This is a genomic window from Proteus penneri (assembly GCF_022369495.1).
GTDB classification, from domain to species: domain Bacteria; phylum Pseudomonadota; class Gammaproteobacteria; order Enterobacterales; family Enterobacteriaceae; genus Proteus; species Proteus penneri.
Genome location: NZ_CP059690.1, coordinates 2,596,009 through 2,617,880, shown reverse-complemented (window position 1 = coordinate 2,617,880; position 21,872 = coordinate 2,596,009). Strand labels below are relative to the sequence as shown.

Genomic DNA, 21,872 nt, shown 5'->3' with positions numbered 1-21,872 from the left:
AGGAGTTTAATCGTGAAAAAATTGTTATGTGCCGCTGCCCTAGGAATGGCATTGACCATGTCAGCAGGTGTTCAAGCCGCAGATAAAGTAGGTGTAGTGAACATCGGTCAAGTTCTCCAACAAATTCCTAACCGTGATGCGGTAGAGAAACAATTGGAAAATGAATTCAAATCACGTGACACTGAATTGCAGAACTTAGGTAAAGCATTACAGACCGCTGTTGAAAAATATCAAAAAGATGCACCAACTATGAATGCAACACAACGTGCAAATACAGAGAAAGATCTGGTTGCTAAACGTGAAGCATATGCACAAAAAGCACAAGCTTTTGAGCAAGACTTTAGCCGCCGTCAAGCTGAAGAACGTAACAAAATCATGAAACGTGTATTAGACGCTGTTGATGCAGTAGCGAAGAAAGAAGGCTATGATGTGATCCTTGATGCTAACACTGTACCTTATTTCGCAGATGGTAAAGATATTACTGCTCAGGTTCAGAAACAGGTTAAATAATAGATGTTTTCAATTCGATTAGCTGATCTTGCTCAGCAGTTGAATGCACAGTTACACGGCGATGGTGATATCACTATCGCCGGTCTTGCTTCAATGAGCCTAGCAAATAGCGAACAAATTACATTTCTTTCCGATAGCCGCTATCGTGAGAAATTAAGTGAATGTCAGGCAGCGGCTGTTGTATTAACAGAAGCTGATCTTCCATTTTGTCCCGTTGCTGCACTTGTGGTGAAAAACCCGTATCTTGCCTATGCTCAAATGGCACAGATTATGGATACAACACCAAAGCCAGCACAGGATATCCACCCAAGTGCTGTTATTTCTCCTGATGCTAAGTTAGGAAAAAATGTATCAGTGGGTGCAAATGCCGTTATCGAATCAGATGTTATCCTGGGTGATAATGTTGTGATTGGTGCCGGTTGTTTTGTAGGTAAAAAAGCACATATTGGCGAGAATAGCCGTTTATGGGCAAATGTATCTATTTATCATGAAGTTATCATTGGTAAAGATTGCTTGGTTCAATCTGGTACTGTGATTGGTTCAGATGGTTTTGGCTATGCTAATGAACGTGGTAATTGGATCAAAATTCCACAATTAGGTTCTGTTGTTATTGGTGATCGCGTTGAAATTGGTGCATGTACGACAATTGACCGAGGCGCATTAGATAACACAGTTATCGGTAATGGTGTTATCATTGATAACCAGTGCCAAATCGCACATAACGTCATTATTGGTGATAATACCGCTGTTGCTGGTGGTGTCATCATGGCGGGTAGCCTGAAAATAGGCCGCTATTGTATGATTGGTGGAGCAAGTGTTATCAATGGTCACATGGAAATCTGTGATAAAGTCACGGTAACAGGTATGGGCATGGTAATGCGTCCTATCACTGAGCCGGGAGTTTATTCTTCAGGAATTCCGCTACAATCGAATAAAGCATGGCGTAAAACTGCAGCACTTGTGTTGCGAATTGATGAAATGCAAAAAAGGCTCAAGTCACTTGAACGCCAAATAGAAAGTAGCGACAAGTAACAATATACGTCATTGACGAAATGTTACCCATTTTGCGACCTGCGGATTAACTCACCTTTTGAGTCACAGCAGGTCGTGTCATTATTAATTAGACTCAGTTTTATTAGACAGGAAGAGTATTGCAATGAGTGAGAATCATACTCTGCAAATCGAAGAAATTTTAGATTTACTTCCACACCGTTACCCATTCTTATTGGTTGATCGTGTCCTTGATTTTGAAGAAAAGAAATTTCTAAGAGCAGTAAAAAATGTATCTTTTAATGAGCCTTTCTTTCAAGGACACTTTCCAGGAAAACCTATTTTCCCAGGCGTATTGATCCTCGAAGCCATGGCTCAGGCAACGGGTATTTTAGCATTCAAAAGCGTAGGAAAGCTGGAACCTGGTGAACTCTACTATTTTGCTGCTATTGACGGTGCTCGCTTTAAACGTCCTGTCTTACCTGGGGATCAAATGATCCTAGAAGTAGAATTCATTAAAGAACGTCGTGGTGTTGCTCGCTTTAAAGGCGTCGCTAAAGTTGATGGGGAAATTGCTTGCGAAGCTGAAATGATGTGTGCTCGCCGCCGTGAGGTCTAGCCTATGATAGATAAATCCGCAGTCATTCACCCTTCCTCAATTATTGAAGAGGGTGCGGTAATCGGTGCTAATGTTCGCATTGGCCCTTTTTGCGTTATTGGTGCAAACGTTGAGATTGGAGAAGGTACTGATATCAAATCTCACGTTGTTATCAATGGGCATACACGTATTGGTCGAGAAAATCAGATTTACCAATTCGCTTCTATCGGTGAAGTTAATCAGGATCTGAAATATCATGGTGAACCAACGCAAGTCATTATTGGTGATCGAAACCTTATTCGTGAAAGCGTGACTATCCACCGTGGAACAACCCAAGGTGGCAATATCACAAAAATAGGTAACGACAACTTACTGATGATTAATACCCACGTCGCACATGATTGTATCATTGGCGATCGTTGTATTATTGCAAATAACGGTACTCTGGGTGGTCACGTCACTTTAGGTGATTTTGTGATTATCGGTGGCATGAGTGCAGTGCATCAGTTTTGCCAAATTGGCTCTCATGTGATGGTCGGTGGATGTTCAGGCGTGGCACAAGATGTTCCTCCTTTTGTTATTGCACAAGGAAACCACGCGACCCCTTATGGACTGAATATTGAAGGGTTAAAGCGCAGAGGTTTTGCTAAAGAAGATCTTCATGCAATTCGTAATGCTTACAAAGTACTTTACCGTAATGGTAAAACACTGGAAGAAGCGCGCGAAGAAATTGGACAATTGGTTGCTGATAATAATAATCCGCATGTCAAACTGTTCAGTGATTTTCTGGAAAACTCAGCAAAATCTAACCGCGGTATCATTCGCTAATTAGGATATGACCTTGTCAGGCCAATTATCTACTACTCAGTGTCCGTTAGTTATCGGCTTAGTTGCTGGTGAAACGTCCGGTGATATCTTGGGCGCGGGATTAATCCGCGCTCTAAAAAAAATGCATCCCAATGTTCACTTCGTCGGTGTTGCAGGGCCTCTTATGCAAGCTGAAGGTTGTGAAGCTTGGTATGAGATGGAAGAGCTTGCCGTCATGGGGATCGTTGAAGTTCTTGAGCGATTACCTCGCTTATTAAAGATCAGAAAAGATCTCACCCAACGATTTTCAGAATTAAAGCCAGATGTTTTCGTGGGGATCGACGCGCCTGATTTTAATATCACGCTTGAAGGCCGTTTAAAGCAAAAAGGGATCAAAACTATTCACTATGTCAGTCCATCTGTGTGGGCTTGGCGTCAAAAACGTGTTTTCAAAATTGGTAAAGCGACAGACTTAGTGCTTGCTTTTCTTCCTTTTGAAAAAGCGTTTTATGATAAGTATCAGGTTCCTTGTCGTTTTATAGGCCATACAATGGCTGATGCCATAGCCTTAAATCCAGATAAAAAAGCGGCTCGTGAACATCTAGGAATATCTGAAGAAACACCTTGTTTAGCACTTCTTCCCGGTAGTCGTCATGCTGAAGTTGAGATGCTGAGTGCTGATTTTATAAAAACAGCACAGTTACTAAAACAGCAGATCCCCTCTCTTCATATTGTTGTGCCATTAGTTAATGCTAGGCGACGAGCCCAATTTGAACAAATACATCAAAATGTGGCACCTGAGCTTGAGATACAACTTCTTGATGGGCGAGCAAGAGAAGCAATGACAGCGAGCGATGCGACTTTGTTAGCATCAGGGACGGCTGCATTAGAATGTATGCTAACCAAATGTCCGATGGTCGTTGGCTATCGCATGAAACCATTTACTTTCTGGTTAGCAAAACGGTTAGTTAAAACGCCTTATGTTTCTTTACCTAATTTGTTAGCTGGCCGAGAAATTATCAAAGAATTATTGCAAGAAGAGTGCGAACCTTCAGCGTTAGCGCAACAACTTTTACCTCTTTTAACTGATGAAGAAAAAGTACATCAATTAAAAGAGATATTTTTACAGCTACATAGCGCCATTCGTTGTAATGCGGATGAACAAGCAGCAAATGCAGTATTAGAATTGGCAGAGAAATAATGGAATTTGTATATCCAAAAGCAAATCTTATTGCTGGAGTTGATGAAGTTGGTCGAGGCCCATTAGTGGGAGCCGTAGTTACGGCTGCTGTTATCCTTGATCCAGCAAATCCAATTGAAGGATTAACAGACTCCAAAAAGCTAACAGAAAAAAAGCGTAATGCCCTTTATGACGAAATAAAAGAAAAAGCATTATGTTGGGCGATAGGTCGTGCAGAGCCTGAAGAAATTGATGAATTAAATATTCTTTGGGCAACCATGAAAGCGATGGAACGTGCTGTTGCAGGATTATCAATAACGCCTGATATGGTTTTAATTGATGGTAACCGTTGTCCTAAATTACCAATGGCCTCTCAAGCGGTTATCAAAGGTGATAGTTTAGTTCAAGAAATTAGTGCAGCTTCTATACTTGCTAAAGTGACTCGTGATAGAGAAATGGAAGAGTTAGATAAGCTTTATCCTGATTATGGTTTTGCTAAACATAAAGGGTATCCAACTGTTTTCCATATGGAAAAACTAGCCTTATTAGGGGCAACACCCTATCATCGAAAAAGTTTTGCGCCTGTAAAACGTGCTTTAAATTTAAAGTAATCCACAGAGTAATTAAATACTATGGCAGATCCTCGTTTTATCCATCTTAGGGTACACAGCGATTATTCAATGATCGATGGATTGGCAAAAACAGGGCCTCTTGTGAAGAAAGTGGCTTCGCTGGGAATGCCTGCTTTTGCGATTACTGATTTCACTAACTTATGTGGATTAGTGAAATTTTATGGTGCTGCACATGGTGCGGGCATTAAACCTATCATTGGTGCTGATGTTTACCTTGAAACAGAATTATTAGGTGATGAATATGCTCATCTCACTATTCTTGCACGCAATAATGTAGGGTACCAAAATCTTACTTTACTGATTTCAGAAGCTTACAAACACGGTTATGGAGCTGCGGGACCAACGATTAAACAAGAGTGGCTAACAACCTATAAAGAAGGTCTCTTGTTGCTTTCTGGTGGTAGAATGGGGGATGTCGGGAAGTTTCTACTTCGAGGGAATCGGGCTTTAGTTGATCAGTGTCTTGAGTATTATCAAACTCATTTTCCCGATAGTTATTATCTAGAACTTATTCGTACAGGTCGTACTGATGAGGAAACTTATCTTCATGAAGCTGTTGCGCTGGCTTCTGAAAAAGGCCTGCCTGTCGTTGCAACCAATGATGTCTGTTTTCTCGATAGTGATGACTTTGACGCACATGAAATTCGTGTCGCAATTCATGATGGTTTTACGTTATCTGATCCCAAACGTCCTAAGAATTATAGTCCTCAGCAATATATGCGCACAGAAGAAGAAATGTGTGAATTATTTGCTGATATACCTGAAGCACTAGAAAACAGTGTTGAAATCGCTAAACGCTGTAATGTCACGATCCGTTTAGGGGAATACTTCCTTCCTCAATTTCCAACAGGGAATATGAGTACCGAAGATTTCCTTGTTAAAAAATCACAAGAAGGTTTAGAAGAGCGTCTAGCCTTTTTATTTCCAGATCCCGAAGAGCGGAAAAAAAGACGCCCTGAATATGATGAACGTCTTGATATCGAGCTGAAAGTAATTAACCAGATGGGATTCCCTGGTTACTTCCTTATCGTGATGGAGTTTATTCAGTGGTCTAAAGATAACGGTGTTCCTGTTGGTCCTGGGCGCGGTTCAGGTGCGGGTTCACTCGTGGCTTATTCGCTGAAAATAACAGATCTTGATCCTCTTGAATTTGACTTGCTTTTCGAACGTTTTCTTAACCCTGAACGTGTTTCGATGCCTGACTTTGACGTCGATTTCTGTATGGAGAAACGCGATAGAGTTATTGATCACGTTGCTGAAATGTATGGTCGTGATGCCGTATCTCAGATTATTACATTTGGTACGATGGCGGCAAAAGCAGTTATTCGCGATGTTGGCCGTGTTTTAGGGCATCCTTACGGTTTTGTTGATAGAATTTCAAAACTGGTTCCTCCTGATCCGGGAATGACGTTAGAAAAAGCGTTTGCAGCAGAACCCCAATTACCTGAAATTTATGAAGCCGATGAAGAGGTCAAATCTCTTATTGATATGGCTCGTAAATTAGAAGGGGTGACACGTAATGCAGGTAAACACGCGGGTGGTGTTGTTATATCACCAACGAAAATTACCGATTTTGCACCACTTTACTGTGATGCCGAGGGAAATAACCCTGTTACACAATTTGATAAAAATGATGTTGAATACGCGGGGCTGGTTAAATTCGACTTCTTAGGTTTAAGAACACTCACCATTATTAACTGGGCATTAGAGATGATTAATGCCCGACGAGCTAAAAAGTCTCTCGAACCTGTTGATATCTCAGCAATATCATTGACAGATCAGCGCAGTTTTGACATGTTGCAGCGCTCAGAGACAACCGCGGTATTCCAGTTAGAATCTCGTGGCATGAAAGATCTTATCAAGCGACTACGTCCAGACTGTTTTGAAGATATGATCGCACTAGTTGCCCTATTCCGCCCAGGACCATTGCAATCAGGTATGGTTGATAACTTTATTGACCGTAAACACGGTGTTGAAGAAATTTCATACCCTGATGTTAAGTGGCAACATGAAAGTCTACAGCCCGTTTTAGAGCCTACTTATGGCGTTATCTTATATCAAGAACAAGTTATGCAAATTGCACAGGTTCTTGCGGGATATACGCTAGGCGGTGCGGATATGTTGCGACGGGCTATGGGTAAGAAAAAGCCTGAGGAGATGGCAAAGCAACGCTCTGTTTTTGAAGAAGGTGCTATCAAAAATGGTGTAGATGGTGAATTAGCTATGAAAATCTTTGACTTGGTGGAGAAATTTGCCGGTTATGGATTTAACAAATCGCACTCAGCAGCTTATGCCTTGGTTTCCTATCAAACATTATGGTTAAAAGCCCACTATCCAGCTGAATTTATGGCTGCAGTAATGACCGCAGATATGGATAACACCGAAAAAGTCGTGGGGTTAGTGGACGAATGTTGGAGAATGGGATTAAAAGTTCTACCTCCTGATATTAATAGTGGACTTTATCATTTTCATGTAAATGATGAAGGTGAAATCGTTTATGGTATTGGTGCCATAAAAGGTGTGGGTGAAGGTCCAATTGAAGCAATTGTAGAAGCGCGTCAACAAGGCGGTCACTTTAAAGATATTTTTGATCTCTGTGCTAGAACAGAAACGAAAAAATTGAATCGCCGAGTGATGGAAAAACTGATAATGTCAGGCGCATTCGATAAGCTGGGGCCCCATCGGGCTGCTTTGATGTCTTCATTAGAAGATGCATTAAAAGCCGCAGACCAACATGCCAAAGCTGAAGCAATAGGGCAATCTGACATGTTCGGTGTGTTAGCTGAAGCACCGGAACAAGTTGAGCGCTCTTATGCCAATATACCTAAATGGCCAGACCAAGTTGTTTTAGAAGGTGAGCGAGAGACTTTAGGTTTATATTTAACAGGTCATCCGATCACGCGTTATTTAAAAGAAATTGAACGATATGCGGCAGGAACGCGTCTAAAAGATTTAGTACCAACACCTCGTGGTCAAATGGTGAAGGTAGCAGGTTTAGTACTTGCTTCTAAAGTATTCACAACGAAACGTGGAAATCGGATCGGTGTTTGTACCTTAGATGATCGTTCAGGCCGCTTAGAAATTATGTTATTTTCTGATGCATTGGATAAATACCAACATTTATTAGAACAAGACAAGATTTTAATTGCTACTGGGCAGGTCAGCTTTGATGATTTTAATGGTGGGCTTAAAATGACAGTCCGCGAACTTATGGATATCAACGAAGCCCGTGAAAAATATGCACGAGGACTTGCTATCTCGTTATCGGACAGGCAAATTAATGAGCAATTATTAAATCGTCTTCGCGATGTTTTAGAACCTCATCGTTCAGGCACGATACCGGTTCACCTTTATTTTGAAAAGCATGATGCCTGTGCACGTTTACGATTTGGTGCGACTTGGCGTGTTACGCCAACGGATATGCTTTTAACGGATCTGCGAACTCTGCTGGGTAATGAGCAGGTAGAATTAGAATTTGACTAAAATAGGAATGTTATGAGTCTTAATTTTCTGGATTTTGAACAGCCAATTGCCGAGTTAGAAGCGAAAATTGATTCGCTCACTGCAGTTAGCCAACATGATGAAAAAATCGATATCAATATCGATGAAGAAGTCTCACGTTTAAGAGAAAAAAGCCTAGAGTTAACACGTAAGATTTTTTCAGATCTTGGTGCATGGCAAGTGGCACAACTTGCGCGTCATCCATTAAGACCTTACACACTGGATTATATTCATCGTATTTTTACTGATTTCCAAGAATTAGCGGGTGATCGTGCTTATGCTGATGATAAAGCGATTGTTGGTGGTATTGCGCGTTTAGATGGTCGTCCAGTGATGGTTATTGGACATCAAAAAGGGCGTGAAACAAAAGAAAAGATCCGCCGCAATTTTGGTATGCCTGCACCTGAAGGTTATCGCAAAGCACTGCGTTTAATGGAAATGGCGCAACGTTTCAATCTTCCTATCATCACCTTTATTGATACTCCGGGTGCTTATCCTGGTGTTGGTGCTGAAGAACGTGGTCAATCAGAAGCAATTGCACGTAATTTACGTGAAATGTCACGCTTTAATGTACCAATTATCTGTACGGTTATTGGTGAAGGCGGTTCTGGCGGAGCATTAGCGATTGGTGTTGGTGATAAAGTGAATATGCTGCAATACAGCACTTATTCTGTTATTTCACCAGAAGGTTGTGCGTCCATTCTTTGGAAAAGCGCAGATAAAGCACCATTAGCCGCTGAAGCGATGGGTATCACTGCAAACCGTTTAAAAGAGCTTAAGCTAATTGATACGGTTATTCCAGAGCCTTTAGGTGGTGCGCATCGCCACTATGATGAAATTGCCGCTTCATTAAAAGCGCAAATTCAATCTGATTTAGTAGAATTAGATGCGTTTGAATCAGAAGAACTAACAAATCGTCGTTACCAACGTTTAATGGAATACGGCTATTGCTGATCTAATTATATCTGAATCAATTCTGATGAACCTCATGTTAATCACATGGGGTTTTTTTGATTTTCTGAAAACTATCCCTATTGAGATAATTAAACCAAGTGATATTAACAATAATATATTATATATCAGTATGTTAAGTCCATCTCAAAAACAATATTAATTCTAATTTCCACTAAAAGAATAATAAGCAATAGCTATTATTTTATAAGGTCATTTAATTCTTTAATAAGGAAAACGCGATGATATCGTTTAGTGGAAAAGTAGGAATTATTACAGGCGGTAGTAGCGGGATTGGCTTAGCTTCTGCAGAAAAGTTTTTATCCTTAGGTGCATCAGTTGTTATCACTGGCAGTAATTTAGCTCGAGGGCAAAAAGCAGAAAAATACCTAAAAGAAAAAGGGTTTTCGGGTGAATTTATACAAATGGATGTGAGAAGTGAAAAAGATAACGAACAGCTTATTGATTATGTGGTAAATAAATATGGGCGGCTGGATTTTATTTTTGCTAATGCAGGTATTTTAACTGATAACATCGCAGATAAATTAGAGTATGAAAAATGGAAAGAGGTATTAGATGTTAATCTTAATGGACTCTTTCTGATTAATCGTGCAGCAATTCAATATTGGCTAAAAAACGATTTGTCAGGTGCAATTGTTAATTGCAGTTCGATTTGCACCTTTGTTAGTCAACACGAATTTCCTGCCTATTGTGCGTCAAAAGGTGGGGTTAAATTACTGACACAAACACTTGCCATTGATTATGCAAACAAAGGTATTCGCGTTAATGCAGTTTGCCCAGGGTATATTGAAACACCTTTATTAGATGAACGTGAGTTCGATAAGCAAAAGTTAGCGACACTGCACCCTATTGGTCGCCTTGGTACGCCAGAAGAAGTGGCTAATGTTGTGGCCTTTTTGGCTAGTGACGCAGCTTCGTTTGTCACTGGAGCTTCTTATTTAGTCGATGGTGGTTTTACTGCGTAAATCATGTTTATTTAAGGCAGAATGGTGTTTATTCTGCCTTATTTTCTGCATTAAAAATGCAACGTCTTAAATCTTACATTTATTTTTCAGGACTACGTTGTATTCGTGCAAAATCGGTTAGAAAAGCTTAACATAATCATCTGAATTCACTGATAAATGACGATACAATGAAACAGGAATACGGTTTGCTCCTTAAAGAAATCAAACAACAAATTGATCCTTTCACTAAAATCTTGGTGGGTTTTAGTGGCGGAGTAGATTCTACAGTTTTATTACAAGGGCTTGTACGTTTACGTGATGAATTTCAATTACCTTTAGAATTAACGGCTATCTATATTCATCATGGATTAAATATCAAAGCAGATGATTGGCTTGCCCATTGTAAACAATGTTGTCAGCAATGGAGTGTTAATTTTATCAGTGAAAAAGTGAATGTAGATCCTAAAGAAGGCGGTCTTGAAAATGGTGCAAGAGAGGCGCGTTATCAAGCATTTCGCCGATATTTACAGCCACAGCAAGTGTTAGTGACTGCTCAGCACCAAGATGATCAAGCTGAAACTTTTTTATTAGCTTTAAAGCGAGGCAGTGGTCCTGCTGGACTTTCCTCAATGCCTGCCAAAATGATGTTTGAGAATAGTTATTTACTTCGACCATTACTAAATATAACACGTGAGCAAATTGAATTTTATGCTACTGAACAAGAGCTAGATTGGATAGAGGACGATAGTAATCAAGACGACAGCTATGATCGTAATTTTTTACGTTTACGAGTTATGCCATTATTAACGCAACGATGGCCCCATTTTTCGCAATCGGTGACTCGTAGTGCGGCACTGTGTGGTGAGCAAGAAGCCCTATTGGATGAGCTGTTGGAGCCAGAACTTAACGCTTTAATGGATAGCGAGCACAGTTTAGACATCAAGCAACTTGCTCTTTGTAGTGTGATAAAACGTAATGCGTTATTAAGGCGTTGGTTCGCTCAACATAATAAAGCCATGCCCTCTAGACAACAAATTTTACGATTATGGCAAGAAGTTGCTTTAGCCAAAGCTGATGCAGAGCCTAAGTTACAATTTTATCAAGATGAAGTCAGACGTTATAAACAACGCCTTTATCTTGTACCAATAATCGATGATCCTGTTAATAAAATTATTGAATGGCCACTTACTCAATCACTGTCTTTACCTAGTGGATTAGGGGTTTTATCACTAACAACTGCAACAGGAAAAAATACCGTTAGAGCGCCTTCAAAGGATGAAAAAGTCACCGTTCGTTTTGGTTTGACACAAGCATCTTTGCGTATTGTGGGGCGAGAGCACGCTCGACATAGTAAAAAGATTTGGCAAGAGCTTGATGTTGCGCCTTGGCGTAGAACACGAATTCCATTAATTTATTATAATGATACGTTAATTGCAGCTATTGACACATTTGTTACTTTTGAGGGGAAAGCAACATCAGAACACGCTATTACTATTGAGTGGCGAAAGGCTTATGAATGAACAACCGCCTGTTGGCGGTTGTTCTTTATTCGGTTATTCCGATTTGATAATGATTGTCCCAAGTTCGGGATTAGAAAAACTGGCAATAACATCCAGTCGTAAATCTTTAGAGCCTTCAGATGTTTTGACTTTTAGGTATTCAACCTTTTTGCTTAAGAAAAGATCATCAGCAATGCCTTCAATAAGCTCACCATCATGTAATTCAATATGGAGTGCTAAACCACGCTGGCATGCTAACTCCAGATACTCATAATCATCACAGTTAATTGGTTGATATTCTGTATTTGTTGACATATTCCCTCACCACTCTTTCGTGGCGGTGTTGCCGCCAGTGAATAATTCAGAATAAAATCATTATGCTGTTATTCGATGTGAGCACAATAGTTATTATAATAATTTTCTGAAATAGTGCTTTATTCGAAGCGATTTGAGAAATAATTAACATTATGGGTGCATTTATCTTAAAGCTTGTTTTATTGCCCCTTTTTATCTTAAAAAATGTTAGAATTATATTGAAAATGATTTATTAAAAAGTACCCAGAATGTAGGGAGTTGATGATGGGGAAAAAATTTTTATTTGCAGCCGTTGCTGCTGGGTTATTTGTACTGTCAGGTTGTCAAAATAATATTGGCTTGTCACTTGATGGAAAAATTGTAGACCAAACTTACAACAGTATTCTGCCTTGTGCCGATTGCTCTGGTATCGACACAACAATTCTTGTTAATCAAGATGGCTCTTATGTTATGGAGCAAAGCTATCAAGGTTTACCTGATGAGAAACGTAGTTTCTTTGAATCGGGAACATGGGTATTAGGTAAAGATAAGCTGACGTTGACTAATAGCTATGGTGAGAAAAGCTATTATTTACCTCGCGAAGATAAATTAGTTATGCTTGATATTGATGGCAACGTTATTAATTCAGAGCTAAATTATACCTTAGCTAAAGTTCAGCCTAAACAGCTTGCAGGTGAATATACCTATTTTGCCGATGCAGGTACGTTTAAAGATTGTCAATCAGGGCGCGTTTACGCAGCCAGTGGCATTGAATTGGAAAAAGGTTATTTCTCAACCGGTGTTGAGGGTGGAACACCTGTTTACCTCGAAGTTAATGGTTATTACAGTATTCGACCTTCGATGGAAGATGGCCAATTTGATCGAGCACTAGTGGTTACAGACGAGAAGCCTCGGTTTAATCGCCATGGCTCTTGTGGAAATCACAGCAGCGGCAGAAGTTAAATTTTTATTTTTCTAAACAAAAACCCGCATCAGCGGGTTTTTTTTATTAATCAAGCTATTCAATAAAGGGCTTGATAATTAAGCGAGTTGCTCTTTGATAAAAGCAACGACATCGTCAACATTGACGAGTGATTTATCATCACTACGACGTGCTTTATATTCGATTTGGTTGTTGTCTAAGTTACGATCACCAATTACGATCGTGTGTGGAATACCGATAAGCTCCATATCAGCAAACATGACACCTGGACGTTCTTTACGATCATCAAATAGAACATCAATACCTTGAGCGCGTAATTCGTTATAAAGTCTGTCAGCAACTTCTTTAACACGATAAGAACGATGCATATTCATTGGTAAAATAGCAACTTGGAATGGTGCAATCGCATCTGGCCAAATAATACCGCGTGCATCATGATTTTGTTCAATAGCTGCAGCAACGATACGAGTTATACCAATGCCATAACAACCCATAGTAACGATTTGATTATGGCCTTCTTCGTTTTGTACGGTTGCTTTTAATGCTTCTGAGTATTTTGTGCCAAGTTGGAAGATATGACCAACTTCAATACCACGTTTGATTAGCAACGTTCCTTTGCCGTCTGGGCTTTGATCACCTTCAACAACGTTACGGATGTCAGCAATTTCAGCAACAGGCAGGTCGCGCTCCCAATTGATACCAAAATAATGTTTACCATCAACGTTTGCACCTGCGCTGAAATCACTCATTACAGAGACAGAACGATCCATAATAACGGGTAGTGGCAGATTAACAGGGCCTAGTGAACCAGGGCCTGCGTTTACAGCTTGGCGTATTTCGGCTTCAGTAGCGAAAGTTAAAGGTGATGCAACGATAGCGCATTTTTCTGCTTTAACTTCATTAAGCTCGTGATCGCCACGGACTAATAATGCAACTAATGGGTGACCACTTTCTTTTGTACCATGAACAATCAGTGTCTTAACTGTTTTTTCAATTGGTAGATTGAACTGTTCGACTAATTCAGCAATTGTTTTAGCGTTGGGTGTATCCACTAAACGTAATTCTTCAGTTGCAGCTGCTCGTGGTGTCGCAGGCATGACTGCTTCTGCTAATTCGATATTGGCTGCATAGTCAGAGCCAGTCGAGAAGACAATATCATCTTCACCGCTGTCTGCTAAAACTTGGAATTCATGAGAGGCATTACCACCGATCGAGCCAGTATCTGCAAGTACTGGACGGAAATCTAAACCAATACGTGAGAAAATTTTGCTGTAAGCCTCGTACATTCTGTCGTAAGTCTCTTGTAAAGACTCTTGAGAGATATGGAATGAGTAAGCATCTTTCATGATAAATTCACGAGAACGCATAACACCAAAACGAGGGCGTACTTCATCACGGAATTTAGTTTGAATTTGATATAAGTTCAGTGGAAGTTGTTTGTAAGAGGTAATTTCATTACGAACAATATCTGTAACGACTTCTTCATGAGTCGGGCCTAAAACAAATGGGCGCTCGCCTCTGTCTGAAAAACGCAGTAATTCAGGGCCATACTGTTCCCAGCGACCACTTTCTAGCCATAAGTCAGCGGGTTGAACAACGGGCATTGAAATCTCAAGTGATCCAGCGTTGTCCATCTCTTCACGAACAATTTTTTCAATTTTTCTTAGAACACGAACCCCTGTCGGCATCCAATCATAAAGACCAGATGCGAGTTTACGGATCATGCCTGCGCGAAGCATAAGTTGGTGGCTGACAATTTCTGCATCAGCAGGTGTCTCTTTTAAAGTAGAGAGCAAATAGTGGCTAGTACGCATTATTAGGTTCCATTAGAACAAAAATACTTAGGCTGACTGTCACGCCAGTCTACATCAATATAATTAGAAAAGGACTTTAGTCTACCAGTGACTTAGGTCTGCCAAAAGGGGCAAAGCATTTTTTTCAATCTGATTTGTCTAAAGACATGCGAATGACTCTCAGATTAGATTATTCATGATAGCAATATCAATGAAGATAATAGCAAGTTATCGCGGTTCTATACTAAGAACAAGTGTCTGTTGTTCATTCACTTGCCAGCGAATATTAAATTCGAGTAAGTGTACCGCATAGATCCTATCACTTTGCTCATTTTTTTTATAAGCAGGGCGAGGATCTTGTTGTAATACTTGAGTAATAAAACGAGAAAGATGAGGATATTCGTTCGCATAATGTTGCAGTTGTTCTAATGCAACCTGCGAAAAGAAAACAGGCATTTCATTATCTGGTGCTTCTTGTGCAAATCCTGCAATTGCATTTGGGCGAGATTCTGCAAAGGGTAAATAAGGCTTAATATCAAGAATAGGCGTGCCATCAACTAAATCGAGGCTACCTAGTTCTAAAATAACAGATTGATTCTCGGTATTTACTTTTTTCAATTCAACCAATGACATACCAATTGGGTTGGGACGAAAGGTTGAGCGAGTTGCAAATACACCAACTTTGGCGTTACCGCCTAATCTAGGGGGGCGAACGAGTGGATGCCAACCATGTTGTGCTGTTTGATGAAAAACAAAGATCAACCAAAGGTGGCTAAATTGCTCTAAACCTCTAACTGTATCAGGGTGATTATAAGGTGTATGTAGAATAAGTTGCCCGCCGCCATCCTGGATTAATCCAGGTTGGCGTGGAACGGCAAATTTTTCTTTATAAGGGCTCGAAATATACCCTATAGGATTCATTTGGTAGGTGTTCATTTAGTAATAAGTAGTGCAGTGCCTTCACAAATAGCAGATTGGTAGCAACCTAAGCCTGTGACAATTTGGCATTCATGTAACAAAACGGCATTTGCATTTTTGTAGGCTGCTTTTGTTGCCATTCTTTTTTTAGCAATAGGCAAACTTGCTGGTGGATCCTGTAATGTTTGGCGACAAGACTCACCGGCGACAATACCGAGATCTTTAAATGGAGCGCCTAAAAGATCTTCTGTTTTTTCAACGATACGCACTGAAGGTAAAGTTTGTGATTTAGGTTTTTGTGGTTGCCCAGGTTTATTTAAACGCATATCCGTAAATTTAGACTGATCAACATCAGATGAATTCTGCATTGAACAACCTGTCATAAACAGCGCCATGATGCCAAGAAGTAGCAAGCGCATGTGCATGGGTAATATCCTCTTTATTATTGTCTATACAAAAATTAAACGGCTATAATTTAATGCAAATTAGCCAAGTAAAAAAGAGAAAGGCGAACAAATGTCCGCCTTTTTTATAATTAAGTTAAATATTGACGTATTACCAGCCTTTTACTGCACCGCCGTTAAAGATTTTATTTGCAGCACTATCCACTTCATCTGTTTGATAAGCTTGAATAAATTTCTTCACATTCTCACTGTCTTTATTATCTTCGCGTGCAACAATGATATTTACATATGGAGAGTCTTTATCTTCAACGAAAATACCGTCTTTAGCTGGTGTTAAATTGACTTGGCTTGCATAAGTAGTGTTAATTACTGCTAAGTAGATTTTTTGATCATCTAATGAGCGAGGTAATTGCGGTGCTTCTAATTCAACTAATTGTAATTTTTTAGGGTTTTCAATAATATCAAGCTTAGTAGGTAATAGACCTACGCCATCTTTTAATTTAATTAACCCAACTTTTTCTAATAACAGCAGTGAGCGACCTAAGTTTGTTGGATCATTAGGAATAGCCACTTGTGCTTCATCAGGTAAATCGGCTAAATCAGTAATCTTTTTAGAATAACCCGCGATAGGATAAATAAATGTATTTCCTACAGCTGTTATTTTGTAATTGCGATCTTTAATTTGTTGGTCTAAATAAGGTTTATGTTGGAACGCATTAATGTCGATATCACCACGACTTAATGATTCATTAGGCATGACGAAGTCATTGAAAGTAACGAGTTCTACATCAAGACCATATTTATCTTTAGCAACTTGTTTTGCTACTTCTGCAACTTGTTGCTCAGAGCCAGAAATAACACCAACACGAATATGGTTTGGATCTTTTTCTTTTTCACCACAACCAGCTAATGCTAATGCGCCAATTAAAGCACTTACGACTGCGAGCGATTTAAATTTCAATGACATACATTTACCCTTATTTGATCCGTTAATTAAAAGGTTTCGATTTAATAATTAAAACCTTCAATCTAATTATTTATGTGTTGTCAGCTTTACTAAGCGATCGCCGAAAAACTGAATGATAAAAACAAGAATAACGAGTAGAACAATGACAATATTCATTACCATTGCATTATAGCCAACATAACCATATTGATAGCCAATTTGACCTAAACCACCTGCACCAACAGCTCCCCCCATTGCTGAGTAACCCACTAATGTAATTAGTGTAATAGTTGCAGCATTAATCAAGCCTGGTAAAGATTCTGGTAATAAAACTTTCTTAATGATTTGCATTGGTGTTGCACCCATAGAACGAGATGCTTCAATTAATCCTTGTGGGATTTCCAATAGCGTATTTTCGACCATGCGAGCAATAAAAGGTGCAGCAGCGACAGTTAATGGCACGATAGCCGCTTGCAAGCCAATAGATGTTCCTACAACCAAGCGAGTAAAAGGGATCATCCATACAAGTAAGATAATAAAAGGGATAGCCCTAAAAATATTCACAAGTGCTGAGATCACACGATAGGCAGGTGGATTTGCCATAATTTGTTCAGGACGAGTGACATAAAGTAAAACACCAAGTGGTAGCCCGATGATAAAACCAAAGAAGCCTGAAACGAAGGTCATGACTAAGGTTTCCCAGATCCCACTAATTAATAAATAAATCATTCCTTCAGACATAACCGAGAACCTCTACTTTCACATGATGCTCTTCTAAAAACGCAATCGACTTTTCAGTATTACCATTCTTACCATGTAGCTCAGCTAACATCACACCAAACTTAACACCGCCAGCATAGTCCATTTGTGAACTTAAAATATTAATATCTGCGTCAAAACGACGAGCAACAATGGACATTAATGGCGCATCAACTGATTGACCGTTAAATTCAAGTTTTAATAATGGGAATAACCCTTCCTCCCACTCTGGTTTCATACGTTCTTTGTAATCTTCAGGAATATCCAATTGCAGTGTTGATTGGATAAAAGCCTGAGAAACAGGTGTCTTGGGATGAGAGAAAACGGCACTCACTGCATCACTTTCAACTAATTCACCACCACTTATGACTGCAACCTGATCACAAATACGTTTTACAACGTCCATTTCATGAGTGATTAATAAAATGGTGAGGCCTAAACGACGGTTAATATCTTTTAGTAATTCTAAAATAGAACGTGTTGTTGCTGGATCAAGGGCGCTAGTTGCTTCATCACACAATAAAACGTTTGGTGAATTTGCTAATGCGCGTGCAATTGCAACACGTTGCTTTTGCCCACCAGATAAATTTGCTGGATAATACTCTTTCTTATCTGACAAACCGACTAATTCAAGTAACTCATTAACACGCTTATTAATTTCAGTACGTGGTGTATTATCAAGTTCTAATGGTAGAGCCACATTATCAAATACTGTACGAGAAGACAGTAAGTTGAAATGTTGGAAAATCATACCAATGCCACGACGTGCTTTTGTTAATTCTTTATCAGATAACTTAGTGAGATCACGACCATCAACAAGCACTTCACCTGAAGTTGGTTTTTCTAACATGTTCACACAACGTATTAATGTACTTTTACCCGCTCCTGACGATCCGATAACACCAAAAATCTGCCCTTGTGGTACATGCAGGTTAATGTTTGATAGCGCTTGTATTGAACGCTCTCCCTGCTTAAACACTTTGTTTATATTCGTCAGTTTAATCATGTTTTTCTTTATATAAGTAGATATGGGACATAAAGACTATTCTGCCCGAGTTAAAATAGATGTTAAGGCGTCTAGACGTCCAAGTCAATAAAAAAGAGTTGACGAGTAATAAAGAAAGCTATGGATATCATTCTCTATATAAGAAAAAACATGCGATACTAATAAAAATGTCTAAATGGAGTAATGTTGTGAGCAAGGGGATTTCTGCGATTTTTTTAGATCGCGATGGAACTATTAATATAGACCATGGTTATGTGTCTGAAATTGATAACTTTGAGTTTATCGATGGCGTTATTGAGGCAATGGCTGAATTAAAAGCGATGGGATATGCCTTGGTACTCGTGACTAATCAATCGGGCATTGGTCGTGGCTACTATAGTGAAGATCAATTTTTACATTTAACTGAATGGATGGATTGGTCTTTGGCTGATAGGGGGGTTGATTTAGATGGTATCTATTATTGTCCCCATCATCCTGACGCCACTGTAGAAGAATATAAGAAAGAATGTGATTGTCGCAAACCCGCTTCAGGTATGTTTATGGATGCGAAAGCACAATTAAATATAGATATGGCTTCTTCTTATATGGTTGGCGATAAAAAAGAAGATATGTTGGCGGCAAAAGCTGCAGAAGTGGGGCATAAAATTCTTGTTCGTACAGGAAAAGAGATAACTGAAGAGGCACAACAGTGTGCAGATTTTGTTCTCGATAGCCTTGCAGACTTGCCAAAATGGCTAAAAAGCCACAAAAAATAGGCACTTCGTTTAATTTACCAACAAACAAACATTTTTTTTAAAAAAACTATTGCCAGCCTCAGAAAACTCCCTATAATGCGTCCTCGTTGTCACGGCACAGGGCGCTAAGCGAACTGACTGAGAGAACAAAAAAATAAAGTGAAAAGCCTTGAAAATAAACGCTTGACACTGAATGAGGAAGATGTAGAATGCACCTCCTCGCAACAACGCAGAAGACCGGAAACGGCAGCGAAGGTTGCACTGCTCTTTAACAAATTATCAGACAATCTGTGTGGGCACTCGCAGAGACGATATCTTCTAAAATATTAGATGTATCAAGTCTTGAAGAGTGAACAACAAAAGTAAATTCATTTATGAATAGCTAAGTTTTCGATTTCTTTGAGCATCAAACACTTTTAATTGAAGAGTTTGATCATGGCTCAGATTGAACGCTGGCGGCAGGCCTAACACATGCAAGTCGAGCGGTAACAGGAGAAAGCTTGCTTTCTTGCTGACGAGCGGCGGACGGGTGAGTAATGTATGGGGATCTGCCCGATAGAGGGGGATAACTACTGGAAACGGTGGCTAATACCGCATGACGTCTACGGACCAAAGCAGGGGCTCTTCGGACCTTGCGCTATCGGATGAACCCATATGGGATTAGCTAGTAGGTGAGGTAAAGGCTCACCTAGGCGACGATCTCTAGCTGGTCTGAGAGGATGATCAGCCACACTGGGACTGAGACACGGCCCAGACTCCTACGGGAGGCAGCAGTGGGAATATTGCACAATGGGCGCAAGCCTGATGCAGCCATGCCGCGTGTATGAAGAAGGCCTTAGGGTTGTAAAGTACTTTCAGCGGGGAGGAAGGTGATAAAGTTAATACCTTTATCAATTGACGTTACCCGCAGAAGAAGCACCGGCTAACTCCGTGCCAGCAGCCGCGGTAATACGGAGGGTGCAAGCGTTAATCGGAATTACTGGGCGTAAAGCGCACGCAGGCGGTCAATTAAGTCAGATGTGAAAGCCCCGAGCTTAACTTGGGAATTGCATCTGAAACTGGTTGGCTAGAGTCTTGTAGAGGGGGGTAGAATTCCATGTGTAGCGGTGAAATGCGTAGAGATGTGGAGGAATACCGGTGGCGAAGGCGGCCCCCTGGACAAAGACTGACGCTCAGGTGCGAAAGCGTGGGGAGCAAACAGGATTAGATACCCTGGTAGTCCACGCTGTAAACGATGTCGATTTAGAGGTTGTGGTCTTGAACCGTGGCTTCTGGAGCTAACGCGTTAAATCGACCGCCTGGGGAGTACGGCCGCAAGGTTAAAACTCAAATGAATTGACGGGGGCCCGCACAAGCGGTGGAGCATGTGGTTTAATTCGATGCAACGCGAAGAACCTTACCTACTCTTGACATCCAGCGGATCCTTTAGAGATAGAGGAGTGCCTTCGGGAACGCTGAGACAGGTGCTGCATGGCTGTCGTCAGCTCGTGTTGTGAAATGTTGGGTTAAGTCCCGCAACGAGCGCAACCCTTATCCTTTGTTGCCAGCGCGTGATGGCGGGAACTCAAAGGAGACTGCCGGTGATAAACCGGAGGAAGGTGGGGATGACGTCAAGTCATCATGGCCCTTACGAGTAGGGCTACACACGTGCTACAATGGCAGATACAAAGAGAAGCGACCTCGCGAGAGCAAGCGGAACTCATAAAGTCTGTCGTAGTCCGGATTGGAGTCTGCAACTCGACTCCATGAAGTCGGAATCGCTAGTAATCGTAGATCAGAATGCTACGGTGAATACGTTCCCGGGCCTTGTACACACCGCCCGTCACACCATGGGAGTGGGTTGCAAAAGAAGTAGGTAGCTTAACCTTCGGGAGGGCGCTTACCACTTTGTGATTCATGACTGGGGTGAAGTCGTAACAAGGTAACCGTAGGGGAACCTGCGGTTGGATCACCTCCTTACCTAAGAGATACGTGTTATGTGCAGTGCTCACACAGATTGTCTGATGAAGAACGAGCAAAAGCGCGTCTGCGAAGCTGACTGAAGTCCCCTTCGTCTAGAGGCCTAGGACACCGCCCTTTCACGGCGGTAACAGGGGTTCGAATCCCCTAGGGGACGCCAATTGCGCGGTATGAGTGAAAGGCGTACCACACTATAGTCTGATGCAAATCAGGGAATAGTTAAGATAATTCGATGAGTTATTTTACCTATTATGCTCTTTAACAATCTGGAACAAGCTGAAAAATTGAAAACAAATCAATATATCACCGAGGTATATTGATGAGTCTCTCAAAATCTCAAACTTTGAATGTGTTTTTGGACATCAAAGTGGGATGAGCGAGCAATTTACAGTTCGAGGCGGCCAGCGCACAGCCAGCGCAACATACATAAGTATGTGAGCATGGCGAGCACTGCCCAACAACGAAATGTAATCTGCGCAGCCA

19 protein-coding genes, 1 tRNA gene and 1 rRNA gene are annotated in these 21,872 nt (G+C 40.6%); 14 read left to right on the top strand and 7 right to left on the bottom strand.

The features are described from left to right. Positions 1-12 precede the first annotated feature (12 nt). The 10 genes from H1225_RS11895 to tilS all read left to right on the top strand — a co-directional run bounded on the left by H1225_RS11895 (position 13) and on the right by tilS (position 11,654). Positions 13-510 carry an OmpH family outer membrane protein gene (locus H1225_RS11895; RefSeq protein WP_036934019.1) on the top strand — a complete coding sequence of 166 codons (498 nt, stop codon included), beginning with the start codon at positions 13-15 and terminating at the stop codon, positions 508-510. Positions 511-513: 3 nt separating this feature from the next. Then, a complete protein-coding gene (gene lpxD / locus H1225_RS11890) occupies positions 514-1,542 on the top strand; it encodes a UDP-3-O-(3-hydroxymyristoyl)glucosamine N-acyltransferase (RefSeq protein ID WP_006535888.1) in 1,029 nt (342 codons plus the stop codon). A 124-nt stretch (positions 1,543-1,666) separates the two neighbouring features. Continuing rightward, positions 1,667-2,119, top strand: a complete 453-nt coding sequence (gene fabZ, locus H1225_RS11885) for a 3-hydroxyacyl-ACP dehydratase FabZ (protein WP_006535887.1) — start codon at positions 1,667-1,669, stop codon at positions 2,117-2,119. A gap of 3 nt (positions 2,120-2,122) precedes the next feature. Next, entirely contained in the window at positions 2,123-2,926 is an 804-nt protein-coding gene (lpxA, locus tag H1225_RS11880) for an acyl-ACP--UDP-N-acetylglucosamine O-acyltransferase (RefSeq protein WP_006535886.1), read from the top strand. 7 nt (positions 2,927-2,933) lie between these two features. Continuing rightward, on the top strand, positions 2,934-4,106 hold the full coding sequence (gene lpxB / locus H1225_RS11875; protein ID WP_161724271.1) for a lipid-A-disaccharide synthase: 1,173 nt from the start codon (positions 2,934-2,936) through the stop codon (positions 4,104-4,106). Next, complete coding sequence (gene rnhB / locus H1225_RS11870; protein ID WP_006535883.1) at positions 4,106-4,696, top strand: ribonuclease HII; 591 nt, start codon at positions 4,106-4,108, stop codon at positions 4,694-4,696. Before lpxB ends, rnhB begins: the two co-directional genes overlap by 1 nt. Positions 4,697-4,717: 21 nt before the next feature. Continuing rightward, complete coding sequence (gene dnaE, locus H1225_RS11865) at positions 4,718-8,200, top strand: DNA polymerase III subunit alpha (RefSeq protein WP_109848123.1); 3,483 nt, start codon at positions 4,718-4,720, stop codon at positions 8,198-8,200. Between the two features lie 12 nt (positions 8,201-8,212). Continuing rightward, positions 8,213-9,172, top strand: coding sequence for an acetyl-CoA carboxylase carboxyl transferase subunit alpha (accA, locus tag H1225_RS11860; protein WP_072064253.1), 960 nt, complete (start codon positions 8,213-8,215; stop codon positions 9,170-9,172). 239 nt (positions 9,173-9,411) lie between these two features. After that, the gene (locus H1225_RS11855; protein WP_161671171.1) at positions 9,412-10,155 is read left to right on the top strand and encodes an SDR family NAD(P)-dependent oxidoreductase; all 744 of its coding nucleotides are present in this window, start codon (positions 9,412-9,414) and stop codon (positions 10,153-10,155) included. Positions 10,156-10,322: 167 nt separating this feature from the next. After that, positions 10,323-11,654 (top strand): tRNA lysidine(34) synthetase TilS, encoded by a 1,332-nt coding sequence (gene tilS, locus H1225_RS11850; protein ID WP_239739134.1) that lies wholly within the window; start codon positions 10,323-10,325, stop codon positions 11,652-11,654. Positions 11,655-11,687: 33 nt separating this feature from the next. Here tilS and rof read toward each other — a convergent pair whose 3' ends face one another. Next, entirely contained in the window at positions 11,688-11,948 is a 261-nt protein-coding gene (gene rof / locus H1225_RS11845) for a Rho-binding antiterminator (RefSeq protein WP_072064250.1), read from the bottom strand. 261 nt (positions 11,949-12,209) lie between these two features. Here rof and nlpE point away from each other — a divergent pair, with 261 nt between their 5' ends. Then, positions 12,210-12,890: an envelope stress response activation lipoprotein NlpE gene (nlpE, locus tag H1225_RS11840; protein ID WP_006535872.1), complete on the top strand. Its 681-nt coding sequence runs from the start codon at positions 12,210-12,212 to the stop codon at positions 12,888-12,890. Positions 12,891-12,968: 78 nt separating this feature from the next. Here the strand turns inward: nlpE and proS are convergent, their stop codons facing one another. From proS to metN, 6 genes are all read right to left on the bottom strand, one after another. Continuing rightward, complete coding sequence (gene proS, locus H1225_RS11835; protein ID WP_161729757.1) at positions 12,969-14,684, bottom strand: proline--tRNA ligase; 1,716 nt, start codon at positions 14,682-14,684, stop codon at positions 12,969-12,971. A 207-nt stretch (positions 14,685-14,891) separates the two neighbouring features. Next, entirely contained in the window at positions 14,892-15,599 is a 708-nt protein-coding gene (gene tsaA / locus H1225_RS11830) for a tRNA (N6-threonylcarbamoyladenosine(37)-N6)-methyltransferase TrmO (RefSeq protein ID WP_109399926.1), read from the bottom strand. Next, the gene (gene rcsF / locus H1225_RS11825; protein ID WP_082147373.1) at positions 15,596-16,006 is read right to left on the bottom strand and encodes an Rcs stress response system protein RcsF; all 411 of its coding nucleotides are present in this window, start codon (positions 16,004-16,006) and stop codon (positions 15,596-15,598) included. Before rcsF ends, tsaA begins: the two co-directional genes overlap by 4 nt. 130 nt (positions 16,007-16,136) lie before the next feature. Beyond that, a complete protein-coding gene (locus tag H1225_RS11820; RefSeq protein WP_006535867.1) occupies positions 16,137-16,952 on the bottom strand; it encodes a MetQ/NlpA family lipoprotein in 816 nt (271 codons plus the stop codon). Positions 16,953-17,018: 66 nt separating this feature from the next. After that, positions 17,019-17,672, bottom strand: coding sequence for a methionine ABC transporter permease MetI (locus tag H1225_RS11815; protein ID WP_109848126.1), 654 nt, complete (start codon positions 17,670-17,672; stop codon positions 17,019-17,021). Further along, positions 17,665-18,696: a methionine ABC transporter ATP-binding protein MetN gene (gene metN, locus H1225_RS11810; protein WP_072064245.1), complete on the bottom strand. Its 1,032-nt coding sequence runs from the start codon at positions 18,694-18,696 to the stop codon at positions 17,665-17,667. Before metN ends, H1225_RS11815 begins: the two co-directional genes overlap by 8 nt. 188 nt (positions 18,697-18,884) lie before the next feature. Here metN and gmhB point away from each other — a divergent pair, with 188 nt between their 5' ends. The 3 genes from gmhB (at position 18,885) to H1225_RS11795 (ending at position 21,549) form a co-directional block, all read left to right on the top strand. Beyond that, positions 18,885-19,451 carry a D-glycero-beta-D-manno-heptose 1,7-bisphosphate 7-phosphatase gene (gmhB, locus tag H1225_RS11805; protein ID WP_161707046.1) on the top strand — a complete coding sequence of 189 codons (567 nt, stop codon included), beginning with the start codon at positions 18,885-18,887 and terminating at the stop codon, positions 19,449-19,451. A gap of 396 nt (positions 19,452-19,847) precedes the next feature. Further along, a 16S ribosomal RNA gene (locus H1225_RS11800) occupies positions 19,848-21,389 on the top strand. An 84-nt stretch (positions 21,390-21,473) separates the two neighbouring features. Continuing rightward, positions 21,474-21,549 (top strand) — tRNA-Glu (locus H1225_RS11795). Positions 21,550-21,872 lie beyond the last annotated feature (323 nt).